Source organism: Kitasatospora sp. NPDC004615, from assembly GCF_042873545.1.
Classification (GTDB): Bacteria; Actinomycetota; Actinomycetes; order Streptomycetales; family Streptomycetaceae; genus Kitasatospora.
In genome coordinates, this window is the sequence record NZ_JBIALQ010000008.1 from 111,877 (window position 1) to 131,997 (window position 20,121).

Annotated in this window: 24 protein-coding genes; 11 read left to right on the forward strand and 13 right to left on the reverse strand. The window is 73.3% G+C overall.

Annotation, left to right across the window (positions count from 1 at the left end; genetic code table 11):
• The first annotated feature begins 117 nt into the window (after positions 1-117).
• The 3 genes from ACFYS8_RS26670 (at position 118) to ACFYS8_RS26680 (ending at position 3,952) form a co-directional block, all read left to right on the forward strand.
• Positions 118-1,569 carry a catalase gene (locus ACFYS8_RS26670; protein ID WP_387645287.1) on the forward strand — a complete coding sequence of 484 codons (1,452 nt, stop codon included), beginning with the start codon at positions 118-120 and terminating at the stop codon, positions 1,567-1,569.
• A 129-nt stretch (positions 1,570-1,698) separates the two neighbouring features.
• Positions 1,699-2,718: a phosphotransferase family protein gene (locus ACFYS8_RS26675; RefSeq protein ID WP_387645289.1), complete on the forward strand. Its 1,020-nt coding sequence runs from the start codon at positions 1,699-1,701 to the stop codon at positions 2,716-2,718.
• 4 nt (positions 2,719-2,722) lie between these two features.
• Positions 2,723-3,952: an acyl-CoA dehydrogenase family protein gene (locus tag ACFYS8_RS26680; protein ID WP_387645292.1), complete on the forward strand. Its 1,230-nt coding sequence runs from the start codon at positions 2,723-2,725 to the stop codon at positions 3,950-3,952.
• Positions 3,953-3,996: 44 nt separating this feature from the next.
• On the opposite strand, the gene ACFYS8_RS26685 is transcribed toward ACFYS8_RS26680, so the two are convergent.
• From ACFYS8_RS26685 to ACFYS8_RS26695, 3 genes are read right to left on the reverse strand one after another with little or no spacing between them, the layout of a single operon-like run.
• On the reverse strand, positions 3,997-4,965 hold the full coding sequence (locus ACFYS8_RS26685) for an NADPH:quinone oxidoreductase family protein (protein WP_387645295.1): 969 nt from the start codon (positions 4,963-4,965) through the stop codon (positions 3,997-3,999).
• On the reverse strand, positions 4,962-5,765 hold the full coding sequence (locus ACFYS8_RS26690) for an SDR family oxidoreductase (protein ID WP_387645298.1): 804 nt from the start codon (positions 5,763-5,765) through the stop codon (positions 4,962-4,964). Before ACFYS8_RS26690 ends, ACFYS8_RS26685 begins: the two co-directional genes overlap by 4 nt.
• Positions 5,762-6,517, reverse strand: coding sequence for an SDR family oxidoreductase (locus tag ACFYS8_RS26695; RefSeq protein WP_387645301.1), 756 nt, complete (start codon positions 6,515-6,517; stop codon positions 5,762-5,764). Before ACFYS8_RS26695 ends, ACFYS8_RS26690 begins: the two co-directional genes overlap by 4 nt.
• Positions 6,518-6,684: 167 nt before the next feature.
• Here ACFYS8_RS26695 and ACFYS8_RS26700 point away from each other — a divergent pair, with 167 nt between their 5' ends.
• Both ACFYS8_RS26700 and ACFYS8_RS26705 read left to right on the forward strand, forming a co-directional pair.
• Positions 6,685-7,311 carry a TetR/AcrR family transcriptional regulator gene (locus ACFYS8_RS26700; RefSeq protein ID WP_387645304.1) on the forward strand — a complete coding sequence of 209 codons (627 nt, stop codon included), beginning with the start codon at positions 6,685-6,687 and terminating at the stop codon, positions 7,309-7,311.
• A gap of 71 nt (positions 7,312-7,382) precedes the next feature.
• Complete coding sequence (locus ACFYS8_RS26705; RefSeq protein WP_387645306.1) at positions 7,383-8,156, forward strand: DUF2470 domain-containing protein; 774 nt, start codon at positions 7,383-7,385, stop codon at positions 8,154-8,156.
• On the opposite strand, the gene ACFYS8_RS26710 is transcribed toward ACFYS8_RS26705, so the two are convergent.
• Complete coding sequence (locus tag ACFYS8_RS26710; protein ID WP_387645309.1) at positions 8,157-8,858, reverse strand: VOC family protein; 702 nt, start codon at positions 8,856-8,858, stop codon at positions 8,157-8,159.
• A 268-nt stretch (positions 8,859-9,126) separates the two neighbouring features.
• Here ACFYS8_RS26710 and ACFYS8_RS26715 point away from each other — a divergent pair, with 268 nt between their 5' ends.
• Positions 9,127-10,332, forward strand: a complete 1,206-nt coding sequence (locus ACFYS8_RS26715) for an NAD(P)/FAD-dependent oxidoreductase (protein ID WP_387645312.1) — start codon at positions 9,127-9,129, stop codon at positions 10,330-10,332.
• Between the two features lie 14 nt (positions 10,333-10,346).
• Here the strand turns inward: ACFYS8_RS26715 and ACFYS8_RS26720 are convergent, their stop codons facing one another.
• The 5 genes from ACFYS8_RS26720 to ACFYS8_RS26740 form a co-directional block, all read right to left on the reverse strand.
• The gene (locus tag ACFYS8_RS26720) at positions 10,347-10,592 is read right to left on the reverse strand and encodes a DUF1876 domain-containing protein (RefSeq protein WP_380481736.1); all 246 of its coding nucleotides are present in this window, start codon (positions 10,590-10,592) and stop codon (positions 10,347-10,349) included.
• A 31-nt stretch (positions 10,593-10,623) separates the two neighbouring features.
• A complete protein-coding gene (locus tag ACFYS8_RS26725; RefSeq protein ID WP_387645315.1) occupies positions 10,624-10,788 on the reverse strand; it encodes a hypothetical protein in 165 nt (54 codons plus the stop codon).
• A gap of 82 nt (positions 10,789-10,870) precedes the next feature.
• Positions 10,871-11,590, reverse strand: a complete 720-nt coding sequence (locus ACFYS8_RS26730; protein ID WP_387645317.1) for an anti-sigma factor family protein — start codon at positions 11,588-11,590, stop codon at positions 10,871-10,873.
• A complete protein-coding gene (locus ACFYS8_RS26735) occupies positions 11,587-12,162 on the reverse strand; it encodes a sigma-70 family RNA polymerase sigma factor (RefSeq protein ID WP_387645320.1) in 576 nt (191 codons plus the stop codon). Before ACFYS8_RS26735 ends, ACFYS8_RS26730 begins: the two co-directional genes overlap by 4 nt.
• A gap of 195 nt (positions 12,163-12,357) precedes the next feature.
• Positions 12,358-12,912, reverse strand: a complete 555-nt coding sequence (locus tag ACFYS8_RS26740) for a hypothetical protein (protein WP_387645323.1) — start codon at positions 12,910-12,912, stop codon at positions 12,358-12,360.
• A gap of 220 nt (positions 12,913-13,132) precedes the next feature.
• On the opposite strand from ACFYS8_RS26740, the gene trxA reads away from it, so the two are divergent.
• Positions 13,133-13,513 carry a thioredoxin gene (gene trxA / locus ACFYS8_RS26745; RefSeq protein WP_387645326.1) on the forward strand — a complete coding sequence of 127 codons (381 nt, stop codon included), beginning with the start codon at positions 13,133-13,135 and terminating at the stop codon, positions 13,511-13,513.
• Between the two features lie 195 nt (positions 13,514-13,708).
• Here the strand turns inward: trxA and ACFYS8_RS26750 are convergent, their stop codons facing one another.
• Positions 13,709-14,464 (reverse strand): pirin family protein, encoded by a 756-nt coding sequence (locus ACFYS8_RS26750; protein WP_387645329.1) that lies wholly within the window; start codon positions 14,462-14,464, stop codon positions 13,709-13,711.
• Between the two features lie 164 nt (positions 14,465-14,628).
• On the opposite strand from ACFYS8_RS26750, the gene ACFYS8_RS26755 reads away from it, so the two are divergent.
• Complete coding sequence (locus ACFYS8_RS26755) at positions 14,629-15,723, forward strand: WD40/YVTN/BNR-like repeat-containing protein (protein ID WP_387645332.1); 1,095 nt, start codon at positions 14,629-14,631, stop codon at positions 15,721-15,723.
• Positions 15,724-15,731: 8 nt separating this feature from the next.
• Here ACFYS8_RS26755 and ACFYS8_RS26760 read toward each other — a convergent pair whose 3' ends face one another.
• A complete protein-coding gene (locus ACFYS8_RS26760; RefSeq protein WP_387645334.1) occupies positions 15,732-16,196 on the reverse strand; it encodes a MarR family winged helix-turn-helix transcriptional regulator in 465 nt (154 codons plus the stop codon).
• A 107-nt stretch (positions 16,197-16,303) separates the two neighbouring features.
• Between ACFYS8_RS26760 and ACFYS8_RS26765 the strand changes: the two genes are divergently transcribed.
• Positions 16,304-17,086: a dioxygenase gene (locus tag ACFYS8_RS26765; RefSeq protein WP_387645337.1), complete on the forward strand. Its 783-nt coding sequence runs from the start codon at positions 16,304-16,306 to the stop codon at positions 17,084-17,086.
• Positions 17,087-17,142: 56 nt separating this feature from the next.
• Entirely contained in the window at positions 17,143-17,550 is a 408-nt protein-coding gene (locus ACFYS8_RS26770; RefSeq protein ID WP_387645340.1) for a hypothetical protein, read from the forward strand.
• Here ACFYS8_RS26770 and ACFYS8_RS26775 read toward each other — a convergent pair.
• Positions 17,544-18,185, reverse strand: coding sequence for an NAD(P)-dependent oxidoreductase (locus ACFYS8_RS26775; RefSeq protein ID WP_387645343.1), 642 nt, complete (start codon positions 18,183-18,185; stop codon positions 17,544-17,546). The two genes, ACFYS8_RS26770 and ACFYS8_RS26775, sit on opposite strands and share 7 nt — an antisense overlap.
• 604 nt (positions 18,186-18,789) lie before the next feature.
• Here ACFYS8_RS26775 and ACFYS8_RS26780 point away from each other — a divergent pair.
• Positions 18,790-19,566: a TIGR03084 family metal-binding protein gene (locus ACFYS8_RS26780; protein ID WP_387645345.1), complete on the forward strand. Its 777-nt coding sequence runs from the start codon at positions 18,790-18,792 to the stop codon at positions 19,564-19,566.
• A gap of 6 nt (positions 19,567-19,572) precedes the next feature.
• Here ACFYS8_RS26780 and ACFYS8_RS26785 read toward each other — a convergent pair whose 3' ends face one another.
• Entirely contained in the window at positions 19,573-20,055 is a 483-nt protein-coding gene (locus ACFYS8_RS26785; RefSeq protein ID WP_387645348.1) for a hypothetical protein, read from the reverse strand.
• Positions 20,056-20,121: the final 66 nt, after the last annotated feature.

The following is a 20,121-nucleotide window of genomic DNA, read 5'->3' on the forward strand; positions in this document are numbered from 1 at the left end:
GGTCTGCGGTTGTGGGCGGCGGGGGCCGGTGTTCGAGTGGTAGGCAGTCGCGGTGGACGATCCTCGCCGCCGCGCGGCTACGGCGCCCGGCGGGGTGCCCGAGGAGGAGTTGCCCCGATGTCCCAGCACGTCCCGTTCACCACGAACAACGCGGGTGTCCCGGTCGAGAGCGACGAGCATTCGCTGACGGCGGGCCCGGTCGGCCCGATCCTGCTGCACGATCACTATCTGGTCGAGAAGATGGCCCAGTTCAACCGGGAGCGGGTGCCGGAGCGGGTGGTGCACGCGAAGGGCAGTGGCGCGTACGGCTTCTTTGAGGTGACGCAGGACGTCAGCCGGTTCACCAGGGCGGACCTGTTCCAGCCGGGCAAGCGCTGCGACATGCTGGCCCGGTTCTCCACGGTGGCGGGCGAGCTGGGTTCGCCGGACACCTGGCGCGACCCGCGCGGTTTCGCGTTGAAGTTCTACACCGAGCAGGGCAATTACGATCTGGTCGGCAACAACACGCCGGTGTTCTTCGTCCGCGACCCGATGAAGTTCCAGGACTTCATCCGCTCGCAGAAGCGCCGTCCCGACAATGGCCTGCGCGACCACGACATGCAGTGGGATTTCTGGACGCTGTCGCCGGAGTCGGCGCACCAGGTGACCTGGCTGATGGGCGACCGGGGCATCCCGAAGAACTGGCGGCACATGGACGGGTTCTCCTCGCACGCCTACAGCTGGGTGAACGAGGACGGCGAGCGGTTCTGGGTGAAGTACCACTTCAGGACCGATCAGGGCAACGATTTCCTGCCGCAGGCGGAGGCGGACCGGCTGGCGGGCGTGGACGGCGACTGCCACCGGCGCGACCTGTTCGAGGCTGTCGAGGGCGGCAACTTTCCGTCGTGGACGCTGCACGTCCAGGTGATGCCGTTCGACGAGGCGTGGAGCTACCGGTTCAACCCGTTCGACCTGACCAAGGTGTGGCCGCACGGCGACTATCCGCTGATCGAGGTCGGCCGGTTCACCCTGAACCGCAACCCGGAGGACCACTTCGTCCACATCGAGCAGGCCGCATTCGAGCCGTCCAACCTGGTCCCGGGCATCGGCGTCTCGCCGGACAAGATGCTGCTCGGCCGGATCTTCTCCTACCCGGACACCCACCGGCACCGGATCGGCACGAACTACGCGCAGCTGCCGCCGAACCGTTCGCACGTGCCGGTGCACTCGTACGCCAAGGACGGCGCGATGCGGTTCGACGCGGCCCGCACCGCCCGTCCGTACGCGCCGAACTCCTACGGCGGGCCGGCCGCCGACCCGGAGCTGTGGGGTGCGCCGCTGGGGTGGGACGTCGCCGGGCAGATGGTCCGCGAGGCGTATCCGATGCACCGGGACGACGACGACTGGGGGCAGGCAGGCACGCTGGTGCGCAAGGTGATGGACGACGCGGCCAGGGACCGGCTGGTCGCCAACATTGCCGGGCACCTTCAGGACGGCGTGTCCGCGCCGGTGCTGGAACGCGCTTTCCAGTACTGGCGCAATGTCGACCGCTCGCTCGGCGAACGGGTGGCCGCCGCCGTGGCCCGCTGAACCCCCGCCGCTCGCATCGCCCGTCCGGATTCCTTTGCCGGGCGGGCGGTGCTCGTTGACAACTCGGGCCCCCGGGGCAATCCTAAGCAAGCGCTTAGTCAGCCCACGTTTCTCTGCGAGGTGCCCCCGATGACCACCGCCGCTCCACCCGGACTCGACCTGGAGAGGCTGCGCGCCCACCTGGACGTCGCCCTGCCCGCCCCCACCGCCGGACCGCTGACGGCCCGCCGGTTCGAGGGCGGCCGGTCGAACCTGACCTACCTGGTCGAGGACGCCGTCTCCCGCTGGGTGCTGCGCCGGCCCCCGCTCGGACACGTGCTGGCCACCGCGCACGACATGACCCGCGAGTACCGCGTGCTGGGCGCGCTGGCGCCGACCGCCGTGCCGGTGCCGGACCCGGTGCTGCTGGTCGAGGACGACACGGTGATCGGTGCGCCGTTCTACCTGATGGAGTACGTCGAGGGCACCGCGCACCGGGACGCCAAGACGCTGGCCGCGCTCGGCGAGCAGCGGGTGCACGGCCTCGGCGAACAGCTGGTGGACACCCTGGTCGCCCTGCACGCACTCGACCCAGAGGCGATCGGCCTGGCCGGATTCGGCCGCCCCGAAGGTTTCCTGGAGCGCCAACTGCGCCGCTGGGGCAAGCAGTTGGACGCCTCGCGGAGCCGCGAGGTACCGGGGATCGACGAGCTGCACCAGCGCCTCGCCGACACCCTGCCCGACTCCCCCACCCCCGCGCTGGTGCACGGCGACTACCGCCTGGACAACGTGCTGGTCGGCCCGGACGACCGGATCACCGCGGTACTGGACTGGGAGATGTCCACCATCGGCGACCCGCTCACCGACCTGGGCCTCCTGGTGATGTACACCGAACTGGCCCGCCGCTTCGACGGCGTACTGCCCGGCGCGGCACTCGCCCCCGGCTTCCCCGGCACCGACGAACTGGTGCGCCGCTACGCCGAGTTGTCCGGCCGGGATGTCTCCGGGCTGGGCTGGTACGTGGGCTTCGCCTCGTTCAAGCTGGCGGTGGTCCTGGAGGGCATCCACTTCCGGTTCACCCAGGGCGGCACGGTCGGCGCCGGGTTCGACCGGGTCGGTGACATGGTGCCGCTGTTCGTGGAGTTCGGACGCACGTCGGTGGAGGGCTGAGGAAATGGATTTCGCGTACGACGCCAGGACGGTCCACCTGCTGGGTGAACTCGGCGCGTTCATGGACGAGTTCGTGTACCCGGCCGAGCCGGTACTGGCCGAGCAGCTGGAGGACCCGAAGCGCGAGCCGTGGACGATCCCGCCGGTGATCGGCGAGTTGCGGGCGACCGCGAAGGCCCGCGGCCTGTGGAACCTGTTCTTTGTGGACAAACACAGCTTGCCGGGCGAGCACGGCGCCGGCCTGACCAACCTCCAGTACGCGCCGCTCGCCGAACTCACCGGCCGCTCCGTCCTGTTGGCCCCGGCCGCGGTCAACTGCGCGGCCCCCGACACCGGCAACATGGAACTGCTCGCCCAGTTCGGCTCCGCCGAGCAGCGCGAACGCTGGCTTCGCCCGCTGCTGGACGGCGAGATCCGCTCGGCGTTCGCGATGACCGAGCCGGACGTCGCCTCCTCGGACGCCACCAACATCACCACCCGGATCGAGCGGGACGGCGACGAGTACGTCGTCAACGGCCGCAAGTGGTACATCACCGGGGCGATGAACCCGAACTGCCAACTCCTCATCGTGATGGGCAAGACCGACCCGGACGCCGAGGTGCACCGCCAGCAGTCGATGATCCTGGTGCCGCGCGACACCCCGGGAGTGCAAGTCCTGCGCGGCATGCGGGTGTTCGGCTACGAGGACGCCGACCACGGCGGGCACGCCGAGATCGTCTTCGACGACGTCCGGGTCCCGGCGGCCAACCTTCTCGGCGAGGAGGGCTCCGGCTTCGCGATCGCCCAGGCCCGGCTCGGGCCGGGCCGGATCCACCACTGCATGCGGGCCATCGGCATCGCCGAGAGGGCGCTGGAACTGACCTGTCGCCGGGTCAACTCCCGGGTGGCGTTCGGCCGTCCGCTGGCCGATCAGGGCGTGGTGCAGGACTGGATCGCCGAGGCCCGGGTGCGGATCGAGCAGGCCAGGCTGCTGGTGCTGAAGACCGCCTGGCTGATGGACACCGTCGGCAACCGGGGTGCCCACACCGAGATCCAGGCCATCAAGATCGCCGTCCCGTCCACCGTCGAGTGGATCCTCGACAAGGCCGTCCAGGCGCACGGCGCGGCCGGCGTCAGCCAGGACACCGTCCTGGCCCAACTCTGGTCCGGCAACCGCACCTTGCGCCTGGCCGACGGCCCGGACGAGGTCCACAAGCGCTCGCTGGCGCGGCGGGAACTGAAGAAGTACCGCTGAGCCCGGAGCAGGGGCGGCCCCAACGGGCCGCCCCTTCTTGGCAGTTACGGCAGGACGACGATCCGGCCGGTGCTGGCGCCGGTGGCGACCCGGTGGACGGCCTCGGCGGCGCCGGACAGCGGGACGCGGTCGGAGATCAGCGGGCGGACCACCCCGGTGTCGGCGAGCGCGGTCAGGGCGTCGTGGCAGTCCCGGACGGCCACCGGGTCCTTGGCCACGTACAGGCCCCAATGCAGGCCCAGCACCGAGTAGTTCTTCACCAGGGCGTGGCCGAGCGGCGGCGCCGGGATCTCGCCGGAGGCGAAGCCGACCACCACGATCCGGCCCTCGAAGGCGACGCACTTGGTGGAGCCCGTGTAGGCGCTGCCGCCGACCGGGTCGAAGACCACGTCGGCACCCCGGCCCGCGGTGGCGGTCCGGACGGCGGCGACGAAGTCCTCGGACTTCCGGTCGATCACCAGGTCGGCACCCAACTTCCTTGCCGCGTCAGCTTTTTCCGCTCCACCGACCACGGTGATGACGAACGCCCCGGCGGCCTTGCCGAGTTGCACGGCCGCGCTGCCGACGCCGCCGGCCGCCGCGTGCACCAGCAGCGTCTCGCCGGCAGCCAGGCGGGCCCGACGGTGCAGCGCGAACCGCGCCGTCTGGTAGGCGATCAGCAGGGCGGCCGCCTCGGCGTCGTCCAGGCTGTCGGGTGCGGGTAGCGCGGTGGCGGCGTTCATCAGCGCGTACTCGGCGAACGCCCCGGCGGGCAACTCGGCGGTGCCGATGAGGCGTTCACCCGCGCGCGGGCCCTCGGCCACCTCGCCGCAGAGCTCCACCCCGGGGGTGTAGGGCAGCGGCGGGCGCACCTGGTAGAGACCGGCCGCCATCAGCGCGTCCGGGAAGTTGACGGCGGCGGCCCGGACCCGGACCAGCAGCTGCCCCTCGCCCGGGACGGGGCGGTCCGCGTCCTCCGCGAGCTTCATCACATCCAGCGGGGCGCCGAGTTCGGCGATCTGCCAGGCTCTCATCGGGCCTCCTGTCGGTCCTCGATCTGCTGCTGGAGCCGGTTCATGCCGTGCAGCCAGCGGTCGGGGGTGGTGGCGCGGGCCGCGTAGTAGTCGGCGACCTCGGGGTGCGGCAGGATCAGGAACTCGCCCGCCGCCATGCCCCGCAGGGCGGCCTCGGCCACCTCGGCGGGCTCGATCGCGGTGGGCGCGAGCAGCGCCTGCCCGTACTCGCCGGTGCCGTCCAGCATCCTGGTCCGCACGCCCTGCGGGCACAGCGCGTGCACCTGGACGCCGCGGTGCCGGTACGTCGCGGACAGCCACTCGGCGAAGGCGAGCGCGCCGTGCTTGGTGACGGCGTACGGGGCGGAGCCGAGCATGGTGAGCAGCCCGGCGGCGGAGACGGTGGCCAGGAATCGGCCGCGGCCGCGCTCCAGCCAGTCGGGGAGCAGCAGTTGGCCGGCTCGGACGTGGCTGAGCACGTTGACCTGCCAGGCCTGTTCCCAGGCTTCGGGCGGGGCGTCGGGGCCGCCGGTGGTGGCGACGCCCGCGTTGGCGCAGTACAGGTCGATGGCGCCGAGGTGGGCGCGGGCGGCGTCGATCAGCGCGGCGACGCCCTCGGCGCTCGCGGCGTCGCCGGGGGCGGCGTGCGCGCCGAGTTCGTCGGCGACGGCGTGTGCGGCGTCCGGGTCGAGGTCGTTGACCACGACGCGGGCGCCGGCCTCGGTCAGCGCGCGGGCGAGGGCCGCGCCGATGCCGTGGCCGGCGCCGGTGACGACGGCGCCGATCCCGCCGGCGTCGAAGGGGGGTTGGCCGCCGGTCACAGCCCGCCGCCGAGGGTGACGCCGCCGTCCACCACCAGGGTCTGGCCGGTGATCCAGCCGGCGTCCTCGGAGAGCAGGAACGCGACGGCGCCGGACACGTCCTCGGGGAGGCCGAGGCGGCCGAGCGGGTAGGCGCGGGCGACCTTCTCCTCGCGGCCCTCGAACAGGGCTTCGGCGAAGCGGGTCTTGACCACGCCGGGGGCGACCGCGTTGACCCGGATGTCGGGGCCGAGTTCGGAGGCGAGTTCCATGGTGAGCCGCATCAGCGCGGCCTTGGAGACGCCGTACATGCCGATGCCGTTGGAGGCGCGGATGCCCGCGATGGAGGCGACGTTGACCACGGCGCCGCCGTTCTCGGCCATCCAGGCGGCGTGCGCGCGGCGGGTCCAGGCGAGCGGGGCGAGCACGTTGACGGCGAGGATCTTCGCGGCGGCGGCCGGGTCGGTGTCCAGGATCGGGCCGTAGATCGGGTTGATGCCGGTGTTGTTGACCAGCAGGTCGAGCCGGCCGAAGGTCTCCATCACCCGGGTGACGGTCTCCTCCTGGTGCGCGGCGTCGTCGGACTTGCCGGCCACCGCCAACGCGTGGTCGGGGCCGCCGAGTTCGCGCACCGCCTCGTCCAGGGTTTCCTGGGTGCGGGCGGTGATGCAGACCTTGGCGCCGCGCTGCACCAGTTCGCGCGCGATGCCGAGGCCGATGCCGCGGCTCGCTCCGGTGACCACCGCCACCTTGCCCTTGAACGACACTGTCATCGCCGTACCTCTCGGATCTGCTGCCAGGGATGGTTCCGCCGCCTCGCGCCGGCGCCACCCTCGCACCGACGACTTGACTAAGCGCTTGCTTAGCATCTTGGCGGCGGGCGACACTGTCAACAGCCCACCCGCCCGGACCGGCCCGAACCGTCTGCGAGGATTGCCCCATGAACGACCCAGCGACCGCCGCACTGTGGCCCGGGGAGCGCACCGAGGCAGCGCGGCGACTGCTGCTGGCCGCCGTGGACTCCTTCGCCCGCCGCGGCTACCACGCCACCACCACCCGGGACATCGCCACCGCCGCCGGCATGAGCCCCGCCGCGCTCTACATCCACTACCCCTCCAAGGCGGCCCTGCTCGCCGAGATCTCCCGCGCCGGACACCAGGCGACGCTGAACCTGGTCGAGGACGCCGAGGCCTCCGCCACCGACCCGGTCGCCCAGATGCGCACCCTCGCCGAGTCCTTCACCACCTGGCACGCCCGCGGCCACACGGTCGGGCGGATCGTCAACCACGAGCTGCACGCGCTGCCCGAGGAGGACTTCGCGGCCGTCGCCGAACTGCGCATCCGGATCGAGGAGACGGTGCTGCGGATCATCGCGCGCGGCGTGGCGGACGGCGCCTTCCAGGTGCCCGACCAGCGGACCGCGGCCCGCGCCGTCACCTCGCTGGGCATCGACGTCTCGCGCTGGTACAGCGAGCGCAGCAGCGAGTCGCCGGAGGAACTGGGCCGCCGCTACGGACAGTTGGTGCTGCGCATGCTGGGCGCACCGCCCTCCGCGATCGACGACTGAGTCACCACGGCTGGACGCCCAACCTCCCGTTGACTTAGGTTAGCCTCACCTAAGCAACTAGGAGGCTTCCCGTGCTGCCCCAGCCCGCCCGCCGCTCGCCTTCGGCCGCCGAACGCGCCCGCACCCTGCTGGAGTTCGCCTCCTCCGCCGTCCTGGACATCCGCGGCGCCGACCTCACCGCCCGCCCCGGCCTGCCCCCACAGGTCCGGTGCACCCTGCGGCCGGACGGCACGGTGGCCGTCCTGGTCGGCCGCGAGTCCGCCCTGCACCGGATCACCGCCCTCGCCCGCGGCCCCCTCACCGCCGAACTCGAGTGCGTGGACGTCGCCCCCGTCGCCCTGCCGCACCGCATCCGCGGCCGGCTGCACGCCCAGGGCCTGCTCACCCGCTCCCCCGGCGAGACGCCGTCCACCGGAGAAACGCCGCCCACCGGCGAGGGCGTCCTGCTGCGCCTGGACATCGACCACCTGGCGCTGGACGACCTGTGGGGCTCCGAGTGCTGCCTCGACCCCGCCGACCTGACCGCCGCCACCCCCGACCCGGTCGCCGCCGACGAGGCCCACCTGCTCCAGCACCTGGCCGCCGCCCACGCCGACCAGCTCCTCCTCCTCGGCGCCGGCGCCCTGACCCGCCCCGGCACCCCGCCGTTCCGGCCCGAGCACCTCCGCGAGGTCCGCCCCGTCGCCCTCGACCGCCACGGCCTCCGCGTCCGCCTGCTCGCCACCGACCCGGCCGCCCCGCTGGACGTCCGCTTCGACTTCCACCACCCCGTGGCGCACCCCGACGACCTGCCGGAAGCCATGCACCGCCTGTTCGCCCCCACCCACGACCGCAGCGCGACCTGACTAGCGGGGCCCGGCCTGGATCGAGAACCGGCCGCCCTCGGGGTCGGCGAGGCGGGCGACGCGCCCGTACGGGGAGTCGGCCGGGCCGTCGAGGACGCGGCCGCCGAGGGCGGTGGCGCGGTGGGCGGTGGCGTCGGTGTCGGCGACCGAGAAGAACACCTCCCAGTGCGGGGCGAGGTCGTGGGCGAGCCGGAGCGCGGCCACGCTGTGGCCCTCGGAGAGCAGCACCACGCGTTCGTCCTCGTAGCGGACCTCGAACTCGGCCGGGTCGCGGCCGTCCCAGCGGAACACCTCGCCGTAGAACAGCGCGGCGGCGAACGGGTCGACGGTGCGCAGTTCGATCCAGGCGGGCGCGCCGGGGGCGGTCAGCCAGATCTTGTCCTCACCGGGCTCGCCCTCCCAGATACCGAAGGGCGCGCCGAACGGGTCGGCGGCCAGCGCCACCCGGCCCGCGTCGAACGCCAGCGGGCCGACGGCCAGCGTGCCGCCACGCTCGCGGACGCCGTCGGCGGCGCGGTCGGCGCTCTCGATGCCGAAGTAGGTGGTCCAGGCGACCGGGCGCTCCCACGCGGCGTCCAACTGGCTGAGCCCGGCGACCTCGACGCCGTCGACGGCGGCGCGCACGTACGGGCCCCAGCGGTCCGGGCCGGGGACGAACTCCCAACCCAGCAAAGGCCCGTAGAACCGCTGCGCGGCACCCATGTCACGGACCGTCAGGCCCGCCCAGCACGGCACCGCGGGCACACAGCGCACCGTGGCCGTTCGCTCCGCCACCATCCCTCGGGCTCCCTTCGCCGCCGCCCCGGCCGCCCGGCCGGACCCGCGACCCAGCCTAGGCCGACCCCCCGGCCGGATCGCGCTCCGCCTCGCGGGCGGATCCCCGCACCGACCCCGCCCGGCGCGGGTCCCCCTGCCAAGGGAGTGGCGGTGCCATGGTCGGGGAAGCCGGATGGCGGGAAGGAGATTGGGCATGGACACCGGAATCGTGATCATCGGAGCGAGCCTGGCCGGGGCGAAGGCGGCCGAGGCACTGCGCGCGGAGGGCTACGGGGGGCCGATCACCCTGGTCGGCGACGAGAGCGAGCGGCCGTACGAACGGCCGCCGCTCTCCAAGGGGTACCTGCTCGGAAAGGAGGAGCGGGAGAAGATCTACGTCCACCCCGCCGACTGGTACCAGCAGCACGACGTCACCCTGCGGCTGGGCGTCGCGGCCACGGCGATCGACCCGGCCGCGCACACCGTCACCGTCGAGGGCGGCGACCGCCTGCCGTACTCGAAGCTGCTGCTGGCCACCGGCTCCTCGCCGCGCACGCTGCCCGTGCCGGGCGGCGACGGGGACTTCGTGCAGACCCTGCGGCGGGTCGGCGACAGCGAGCGGCTGAAAGCGGCGTTCAAGCCCGGCGCCCGGGTGGTGATCGTCGGCGCGGGCTGGATCGGCCTGGAGGCGGCGGCCGCAGCCCGCACCGCGGGGGCGGAGGTCACGGTGCTGGAGGCGGCCGAGCTGCCGCTGCTGCGCGTCCTCGGCCGGGAGGTCGCGCAGGTCTTCGCCGACCTGCACCGCGCGCACGGCGTGGACCTGCGGTTCGGCGTCAAGGTGGCGGAGCTACGGGCGGACGGCGTCCGGCTGGGCGACGGCAGCACGGTGCCCGCCGATGTGCTGCTGGTCGGCGTCGGCATCAGCCCGAACACGGCGCTCGCCGAGCACGCCGGGCTGACCGTCGACAACGGCGTCCGCACCGACCAGCACCTGGCGACCTCGCACCCCGACATCTACGCGGCGGGCGACGTGGCAAACGCTTTCCACCCGCTGTTCGGGAAGCCGATCCGGGTCGAGCACTGGGCGAACGCGCTGAACCAGCCGACCGTCGCCGCGGCCGCGATGCTCGGCAAGGACGCCGTGTACGACCGGGTGCCGTACTTCTTCACCGACCAGTACGACCTGGGCATGGAGTACACGGGGTACGCGGAGCCCGGCGGCTACGACCGGGTGGTGTTCCGCGGCGACGTCGCCGGGCGGGAGTTCATCGCGTTCTGGCTGTCCGGCGGCAGGGTGCTGGCCGGCATGAACGTCAACGTGTGGGACGTGACCGACCCGATCCGCGAACTGGTCCGCTCCGGGCGCGGTGTGGACCCGGAGCGGCTGGCGGACCCGGCCGTGCCACTGACCGGGATCTGACGGGGCCGGTCAGGTCAGTTGGGCTGTCTGACTTCCTCGTGGGCCTTGGTGAGCAGCTGCATGGCGAGGTCGTTCAGGGCGCGGGCCCCGGCGACCTCCTCACCGACCCGCAGCTGCGGGCGGTCGGCGTGGTGACGGGTGGAGTAGCCGTGTGCGCGGACCTCCGTTCCGTCGGCGAGGCGGACCATCGCGGCAGCCTTGGTGCGGTTGCCGTCCTCCTCGAACTCCATCTCGATGTGCCATCCGACCAGCGTCCTCATGGCCGCCACCTCCCGGGTGGGTACAGGGTGTTCAGCTTTCCGGCTGGTTCGCCGTGGTGGGCTCCTCGGAGGCCGGTTCGCAGTCCTCGCGGCCGGTCTCCGTGTGCACCACCCGGATCGGGTGGTGCGGGTCGTCGATGTGGATGACCTGCTGGGGCTGTCCGCAGCGCGGGCAGAGCAGGGGGATCGGGTGCATCTCGGCCGTCCACGCGCCCCGCGGCGGGCGGCTCCCGGGCCCGCGTGGCCTCCTCATCAACCAGTGTGCCGCGCCCGGGTGCTCACCGCTGGGCGGGCAGCGCGGGGTGCACGGGGACGGTGACCAGGACGGCCGTGCCGGAGTGCACCTCGAAGCGGGCGATCGCCGACGGGGCCAGCCCGGTGCCGCCGCCGGTGCGCAGTCGGGTGTGGCCGCCGTATTCGGTGGCGGGGACGGTCCAGCTGGTCACGGTCTGGTGGGATCCGTCCGTGCCGACGGCGATCAGGCTGCAACTCTGCGGGCCCGACAGGTGGCCGAGGTCGAGGGTGACCCGGCTGCCCCAGGCGGCCGGGTCGACGCCGACCGTGGCGGACACCCCGGAGTTCGCGTCGGTGGCGCTGAACTGCTGGGCCGCGACGGCGACTTGAGGCCCTTCGGTGAGCGCCCAGGTGACCGCGGGGCCGCCCAGCGCGAGGATCGCCGCCACCGCGGCCAGCACCAGCCGCCGCACCCGGGCGCGCCGCCGCTCGGCCACCACCTGCCCGGCCAGCCGGTTCAGCAGCTCGGGCGGCGGCTCGTCCGGCTCCGCGACCACGGCCACCGGCTCCGGGCTCGCGGCGGGCGCGAGTTCGGCCAGCAGCTCGGTGACGGGGCCGAGCCGGGCGGCCTCGGCGGTGCAGCGCGGGCAGTGCGCGAGGTGGGCGGCGAACCGGGCCTCCTGCTCGGGTTCGAGCACACCGAGCAGATGGGCGGCGAGGTCCTGGTGCGGATCGGGGTACTCATGGGCGCCGGGGGTGGTCATGGTGTCACTCCCCGTTCCTCCAGGGCGAGCCGGAGGGCTCGCAGAGCGTAGTAGAGCCGGGACCGGACGGTGCCGGGCGGGACGCCCAGGACGGCGGCGGCCTCGGTGGCGGTGCGTCCGCGCAGATACGTCTCGGTGATCGCGCCGCGGTGCGCCTCGGACAGCGAGTCGAGCGCGTCGGTGAGTGTCATCAGCCGCAGCACGCGGTCGAGTTCGTCCTCGGCGGGGATCCGTTCCAGCTCGCCGTCGGGGACTTCGCGGGGCCGGGCGCTCTGGCCGCGCCGGCCGTCGATGACGATCCGCCGGGCGACGGTGGCCAGCCAGGGCCGCAGGCTGCGGTGGTCGGTGTCGAGCCGGTCCAGGTGCCGCCAGGCGCGGACCAGGGTCTCCTGGACGACGTCCTCGGCGCGCTGGCGGTCGCCGCCGACCAGGTGCAGCACCATCCCGTACAGCGGGCGCGCGTGCTCGCGGTACAGGACACGCATCAGCCGGTCCTCGGCGGCGGGACCGGTGGGACGGGTCCGGCCGGTCGCGGCGCCGTCGTGACCGGTGGTGCGGGGGTGCTCGGCCACGGCGCCATCCTCGCGCGGGTGCGGCCGCGGGTCGATCCGGGACGGCGGGTGCGGGGCGCGCGGCTGCCGGTGCGGGGCGCGCGGCGGGCCGGGGTTCTCAAGTCCGGCCCGGCCGGTGTCGATAACCGTGCCAGGGGTGCGGCGCGGGCGCCCGCGCCGCACTCCCTCGGCTCCGGCCACCATTCCGGTGCCCGTTCAGTACCCGCCGCCGGACGGCATGCTCGGCCCCGAGCCGGCCATCGGCATCGCCTTGTCGCCGGTCGGGGTGGTCGCCCACCAGGTGCCGCCGACGCCCTGGCCGTTGGTCTGGCCTGGCTTGGTGTCGGGGGTGTAGCGGTACAACGGCCAGCCGTTCAGGGTGACTTGATGAGTGCCGTCGGGGCGGGTGACGGTGGAGACCAGCTTGGCGTCGATGCCCTTGAGGGCGGGCGCGCCGCTGCCGGTGGTGAGTTCGGGCGGCCAGAGGGTGGCGCAGTCGCCGGTGCAGTGCGTGGCCGACGGGTTGTTGGTGTCCTGGTCGAAGCGGTACAGGGTGAACCCCTGCCCGTCGGTGACCAGGGTGCCGAGGGTGCCGTTGTGCTCGGTCATCAGCGTCGTGGCCTGGGTCTGACTGCCGGAGCTCATGGTCGAGGAAGAGCTTCCGCCGCCGCTGCTGCCGCAGCCGGCGATCAGTGCGGCAGCGGCCAGGGCACCGGCGGCGAGCATGGTGACGCGGCGGCCGCTGGGGGCCGTTCGGCCGGTGGTGGTCATTGGCTTGCTCCCGTCCGGGAGGGGTGCGGTCGGCCGGGCCGCCGGATTGCCGGGCCCCGGGTTCGACCGGTTCGCCCGGGGGTACGTACGGCAGGTCCTGAACGTTCAGCGGGAGTCGGGTCGCCCGGAATAGTTCCGCAGGTGGCAGGGTTGAGGCGGTCGTGGGTCCGGGAGCGGGCCCGCTAGGGAAAGACCCGGCTGTGGAAGGCAGGTGGCGGCGATGAGCACGGTGGAACTGACCAAGGACAACTTCGACGAGGTGGTCCAGGGTGAGGACGGCAAGGGGTTCGTCCTGATCGACTTCTGGGCGGCCTGGTGCGGTCCCTGCCGCCAGTTCGCGCCGGTCTTCGAGCGGGCTGCCGAGAAGCACACGGACATCACTTTCGCGAAGGTCGACACCGAGGCGCAGCAGGAGCTCGCGGCGGCGTTCGAGATCCGGTCGATCCCGACGCTGGCGATCATCCGCGAGGGTGTCCTGGTCTTCGCCCAGCCGGGCGCGCTCCCGGAGGCGGCCCTGGAGGACCTGATCGGCCAGGCCCGCAAGCTCGACATGGCGGAGGTGCACGCCGGCGTGGCGGCGCAGAACGCCAAGCAGAACTGACGTACACCGCACGCCGGTTGACGGCATGACGCCACGAAAGGGGCGCCGGGAATCTCCCGGCGCCCCTTCGTCGTGCCCGCGTGAAGCCCAGCAGCCCGGGCAACGCGAGAACAACGCCGTCCGAACAACGCCGTCCGGGCAACGCGAAAGGCCCGCCGGGCGCTCGAAAGCGCTCGACGGGCCTTGCGGGTGGCCTCAGTTGAGAGTGGCGTTCATCTCCCACTGGAGCAGCTCGGCCCCGTCCGGACCGGCGGTGACCCGCTGGCCCTCGGCGCCGGTGATGCGCAGGGCGTCGCCCTCGTGCAGCAGTCCGGCGCCTTCGACGGCGGCCTCGCCGCGCGCCACGTAGAGGTGGACGAACGGGGCGGTGGCGAGTTCCAGCGTCTCGTTCGGGCGGATGCGTGCGACGTGCAGCGCGGCGTGCTTCTGGCGGATGCCGATCGCCCGCTGGTTGGAGTGCTTGCTCATGCCGGACGCGAGGGTGGTCCAACCGCCCTGGACGATTTGGTCGTTGATGTCGAGCTGCTCATAGCCGGGGTCGATGCCCGCGGCGTCCGGGATGGTCCACATCTGGATGAAGCGGACCGGGTCCTGGTGCTGCGGCTCGCCGGTGATGGTCCAGGAGTCGTTCTTCTCGCTGTGCAGGATGCCGGTGCCGGCGCTCATCCGCTGGGCGAGGCCAGGGTAGATGACGCCGTTGTGACCTTCGGAGTCCTGGTGGACCAGGCCGCCGTCGAGCACCCAGGTGATGATCTCCATGTCCCGGTGCGGGTGGGTCTCGAACCCGGTGCCGGGGGCGACGATGTCGTCGTTGGAGACCAGCAGCAGGCCGAAGTGGGTGTTGGCCGGGTCCCAGTGGCGCGAGAACGAGAAGGAGTGCTTGGAGTCCAGCCAGCCGGCGCGGGTGTGGAAGCGCTGGTCGGCGCGGCGCAGGTCGATCGTGGATGCCATCGGGTCCTCCTTCGTCGGGGTGTTGTTGAATCATAAACCATTCCGGCCGCCCGCGCATTCCGCCGCGCCCCGCCCGGCGGTCGCGGCGCGCTGCCGTGCGACTGTCGGACCCCCGGAGGAGACTGCTGCGGGACCGCGCACAACCGAGTTCCGGATGGTTCACGATGAGCGACGTACGGGAAGTCCTGCTGGCCGTCGGCACGCAGAAGGGCCTTTTCCTGGGCCGCAGTTCGGGCCGCGAGAAGTGGGAGTTCAGTGGCCCGCACTTCCAGATGAACGCGATCTACTCGGTGGGCATCGACCGCCGGGGCGGGCGCACCCGACTGCTGGTGGGAGCGGACAGCAGCCACTGGGGCCCGTCGGTCTGGTGGTCGGACGACCTCGGCGAGAGCTGGCAGGAGCCGTCGAAGCCGGCGGTGCGCTTCCCGGAACGGACGGGCGCCTCACTGGAGCGGGTCTGGCAGTTGCAGCCGGCCGGTGAGGAGGCGCCGGGCGTGGTGTACGCGGGCACCGAGCCGGCCGCGCTGTTCCGCTCCACCGACGGCGGCGAGTCGTTCTCCCTGGTGGACGCCCTGTGGGACCACCCGCAGCGCGAGCACTGGGGCGCCGGTTTCGGCGGCCAGGGCATGCACACCGTGGTCACCGACCCGCGCGACGCGGACGTCCTGACGGTGGCGGTCTCCTCCGGCGGCGTCTACCGCACCACCGACGGCGGGCGCAGCTGGGAGCCGTCCAACACCGGGATCCGGGCCGACTTCCTGCCGGACCGCTTCCCCGAGTACGGCCAGTGCGTCCACAAGGTGGCCCGGGACGCGACCGATCCCGACCGGCTGTACCTGCAGAACCACGGCGGGGTGTACCGCAGCGACGACACCGGCCGGACCTGGGAGTCGATCTCCGGAGACCTGCCCGCAGACTTCGGCTTCGGCGTCACCGCCCACCCGCACACCTCGGGCACCGCGTACCTGTTCCCGCTGGACGCCGACTACGCCCGCCTGCCGGTGGAACGCCGCTGCCGGGTCTTCCGCACCACCGACGCGGGCGAGACCTGGCAGCCGCTGGAGACCGGCCTGCCGCGCGAGAACCACTACGGCGTCGTCCTGCGCGACGCCCTGTGCACCGACGACGCCGACCCGGCGGGCGTCTACTTCGGCAACCGCAACGGCGAGGTGTACGGCTCCGCCGACGGCGGCGAGAGCTGGTCGCTGCTCACCTCGCACCTGCCGGACGTGCTCTGCGTGCGCGCCGCGACCATCTGACCGATCGATCAGGCGTCGGCGGCGCGCAGCCGGTCGGCGACGGTGCCGAGACTGTCGGCCAGCGCGGCCAGCTGCTCCGGGGTGAGCACGTCGATCAGCGTTTCGCGGACGGCGGCGAGATGCCCCGGGGCGGCGGCCCGCAGCGCCTGCCGGCCCTGCTCGGTGAGTTCGGCGAACACGCCGCGCACGTCGCTGGCGCAGGAGCGGCGGCCGACCAGTCCGGCCTTCTCCAGCTGGGTCACCTGGTAGGTCAGGCCGCTCTTGGAGGTGACCAGCCGGTCGGCCAGGTCGGTCATCCGCAGCGAGCCGCTGGGCACGGCGGACAGCTGCACCAGGATCTCGTACTGGGTGTGCGACAGCCCCGCGTCCTCCTTGAGCTGGCGCTCCAGTCGGCGGGCGACCAGGTTGGTGGCCTCGACGAATCCGCGCCAGGCGGCCATCTCGGTCTCGTCGAGCCAGCGGGGTTCGTCCATGTCCCGCATCCTACTCCGGTTGTTCAAATTTGAACTCAGGTGTACCGTCGAAAGCGTTCGGTTCAAATTTGAACCACACGAGGCGTCCAAGCCAGGAGGACGGACCCATGAGCACCGCCACCCCCGAGCGCATGCCCGCTCTCTACCTCTCGCACGGCGCGCCCCCGCTCGCCGACGACCCGATCTGGCCCGGCCAGCTCGCCGCCTGGTCCGCCGACCTGCCCCGCCCCAAGGCGATCCTGATGGTCTCCGCGCACTGGGAGGAGGCACCGCTGGCGATCGGCGCGGTGCGGACCATCCCCCTGGTGTACGACTTCTGGGGCTTCCCCGAGCACTACTACCAGGTGCGGTACGCCGCCCCCGGCGCACCCCAACTCGCCGACTCCGTCCGCAAGTTGCTGCGCGCCGCCGGCACCCCCGTGCAGGACGTGCCGGACCGCGGCCTCGACCACGGCGCGTACGTCCCGCTGGTCGAGATGTACCCCGGCGCCGACATCCCCGTCCTGCAGATCTCGCTGCCCACCCTCGACCCGCAGGAACTGCTGGCGATCGGCCGCAAGCTCGCCCCGCTGCGCGACGAGGGCGTCCTGATCGTCGGCTCCGGCTTCTTCACCCACAACCTGCGCGCCCTCTCCCCCGACGGCCGAATCAGCTCCGTGATGGCCGAGTTCGACGACTGGGGCCGCCGCGCCCTCGAGGCCCGCGACCTCGACGCCCTCCTCGACTTCGAACACAAGGCCCCCGCCGGACGCCTCGCCCACCCCCGCACCGAACACTTCGCCCCCCTATTCGTCACCCTCGGCGCAGGCGAGGCCGACCTCGGCGACCAGCGCAGCGTCATCGACGGCTTCTGGATGGGCCTCGCCAAGCGCTCGATCCAACTCGGCTGACCGCCCGCCGCCCCCTCCGGCCCTCTGGCAGGATGACCCGCCGGAGGGGGTTCACCGTGATCGATGACCGGGCGTGGTGGTTCCGGGCCCGTTACGTTCTGGTGGCCGTGGTCGTCGGTTGGGCGTGCACTGCGGTGGTGTTCCCTGCCGACGCCGAGGTGACGGACCTGGCCCGGCGTTGTCTGGACGGGCCGGGGGTGCCGCAGTACGTGATGGTGCTCGCCGTGGTGGGGCTGGTGCTGAGCGCGGTGGGGACCAGCTGGGGCTTGGTCCAGCTGGTCGTGGTCACGCGCCGACGGGGTCCGCGCCCGAGTCGCGGGCATCCGATGCTGTGGCTGGTGATGCCGCTGGCCGCGGTCGGACTGGTGGTCCAGGTGGCGGCGGAGCGGACGGCGGCGGACGAATTCGGGCCGCGGCCCAGCCCCTGTGTCGGCTCCGCCCCGCTGCTGCCCGGCCCTCAGTAGCCGCAGGTGAAGCGTTCGCCGTGGTGCCGGGGCGATTCCAGTTCGTCCACCAGGGCGGTCGCGAGGTCTGCGAGGGAGATGGTGGACAGGCCGTCCGGGGTGGCGACCAGGTCGTCGGTGGCGGTGCGGTAGACGCCGGTGCGCTCGCCCGGCAGCAGGCTCTGGGGCGGGCTGAGTACCGTCCAGTCCAGGTCGCTGACGGTGTGCAGGTACTCCAGGGCGCGGCCGTGTGCCCGCATCACCTCCAGCTGGCGCGGTGACACGGACGGGTCGTCCCACAGGCGGGTGCCGGACGGGGTGGTCAGGCTGCCGGCACTGCCGACCACCAGCAACCTCGGGGCCTGGTCGGCGAGTTGACGCAGACCGGCGACGAGCGCGTGCGCGGCCGGCTCGATCAGTCGGCCGCGGCCCGGGCCGTCCCCGCCGCCGACCGCGCTCACCAGTACGTCAGCTCCCGCCGCGACCCGCGCCACGTCCGCCGGGTCCAGCACGTCCCCGCGTTCCACGCTGATCGCCAGCCCCTGGTACTCCTCCGGCCGCCGCACCACCGCCGTCACCCGGTGCCCCCGCGCCAGCGCCTCGGTCACCACGCACCGACCGATCTCCCCATTGGCCCCGACCACCACCACCCGCATACCCGTCCAGCCTCCCGCTCCGCCAGCCCGACCCCCCATCAGACCACGGCGCCGGCCACCGGCCCGGCAACGAAACCCGCTGCGCAAACCGCTGCGCGGGGCCGGGAGCGGGAGTGCAAACCGCTGCGCGGGGGCGGGAGCAGGGACGCAAACCGCTGCGCGGGGCCGGAAACGGGGGTGCGGACCACTGCCCCGGGCCGGGAGCGGGAGTGCAAACCACTGCGCGGGGGCGGGAGCAGGGATGCAAACCGCTGCGCGGGGCCGGAAACGGGGGTGCGGGCCGCTGCGCGGGGCCGGGAGCGGGGGTGCGGACCACTGCCCCGGGCCGGGAGCGGGGACGCAAACCACTGCGCGGGGCCGGAAACGGGGGTGCGGGCCGCTGCGCGGGGCCGGGAGCGGGAGCCCGTCGCGCCCGCAGGGCCGCGGGCGACGCGTATGGGGGCCGGTGCTCCGAGTTGCACGCGGACCCCGCAACGAGGAGCCGCCGGCAGGCCCCGCCCGTGCCCGACTGCCGACGCCGAAGCCCACCCGCTGCGCGGGGCCGGTGCGGTGGGGGGGGTGGCGGGGTAGGAGTGTGGGCATCGGACGGCGAGAGGGGTGGCGGGTGGACGGGCTGGTGGCGGATCTGATGGCCGAGGGGGCGGAACTGGATTCCCTGGTTGCGGAGTTGAGCGCTGCCGGATGGGCAGTGGGGACGCCGGCGGCGGGGTGGACGGTGGCGCACCAGATCTCGCACCTGGCGTGGACGGACCGGTGGACGCTGCTCGCCGCACAGGACCCGGAGGGGTTCGCGGCAGCGCTGGGGCGGGAGTTCGCGGACGGGATGGCGGCGGTGGACCGGGGTGCGGCGGAGGGGGTCGGCGAGGAGCCGGACGCGTTGCTGACGCGCTGGCGGGCGGGCCGGGCCGAGGTGGCCTGGGTGCTCGCGGAGGTACCGGCGGACGTGCGGCTGCCGTGGTTCGGGCCGCCGATGAAGGCCCGGTCGATGCTGACGGCCCGGCTGATGGAGACCTGGGCGCACGGGCAGGACGTCGCGGACGCGCTCGGCGTGGACCGCACCCCGACCGACCGTCTGCGGCACATCGCGCATCTGGGCGTCCGCACCGTCGGCTTCGCGTTCGCCGCCCACGGCCTGCCCGCGCCGACCGCCCCGATCCGGTTCGAACTCCGCTCCCCCGGCGGCGAGTTGTGGGCCTGGGGCGAGGAGGACGCCACCGACCGGGTGTCCGGCCCGGCACTGGACTTCTGCCTGCTGGTCACCCAGCGCCGCCACCCCGACGACCTCGCCCTGACCGCCGAGGGCGACACCGCCCGCGCGTGGCTGCCCCGCGCGCAGGCGTTCGCGGGGCCGCCCGGCGAGGGGCGGAAGCCGCTGCGGTGAGGCCGGTCAGTTCCCTTCGAGGCAGGCGGGCCTGCCGGGCATCGAGGTGTAGCTGCCCGCCCCGCTGACCGCGAGCAGGGAGATGTCGTGCGAGCCGCCGGGGCCGTAACCGAGCTCGGTGATGCGCTGGCACACGGCCTTGGCCTGGTCCCGGGTGGTGTCGTCGGCGACGTGGATCGTCACGGCGTGCGAGGCCCGGCCGGTACTGGACACCTCGGCCGGTATCGAGGAGTAGGTCCCGTCGGCGACGTGCGGCAGGCAGCGGATCTCGTCCGGCAGCGGGCCCTCCCAGCCGCCCATCCAGCTCTCGGTGGGGCTGGGTGCGGCGCTGCAGGCGGGGCCGGGACCTTCGGAAGTGGATGCGGAGGCGGCGGCCGGCGTGGTGGCGCCGGCGGCGGGCGCGGAGGCCTGCTTCGAGTCGGTGCTGCAGCCGGTCGCGGCAAGGGTGGCTGCGGCGAGGACGAGAGCGGTGGCGAGGCGTCTGGACATGGGGTCCCCCTTCTTGATCGGAGACACCGTACCGGCCCTGGCAAGCGCTTTCCGTGGCCCGTCCGG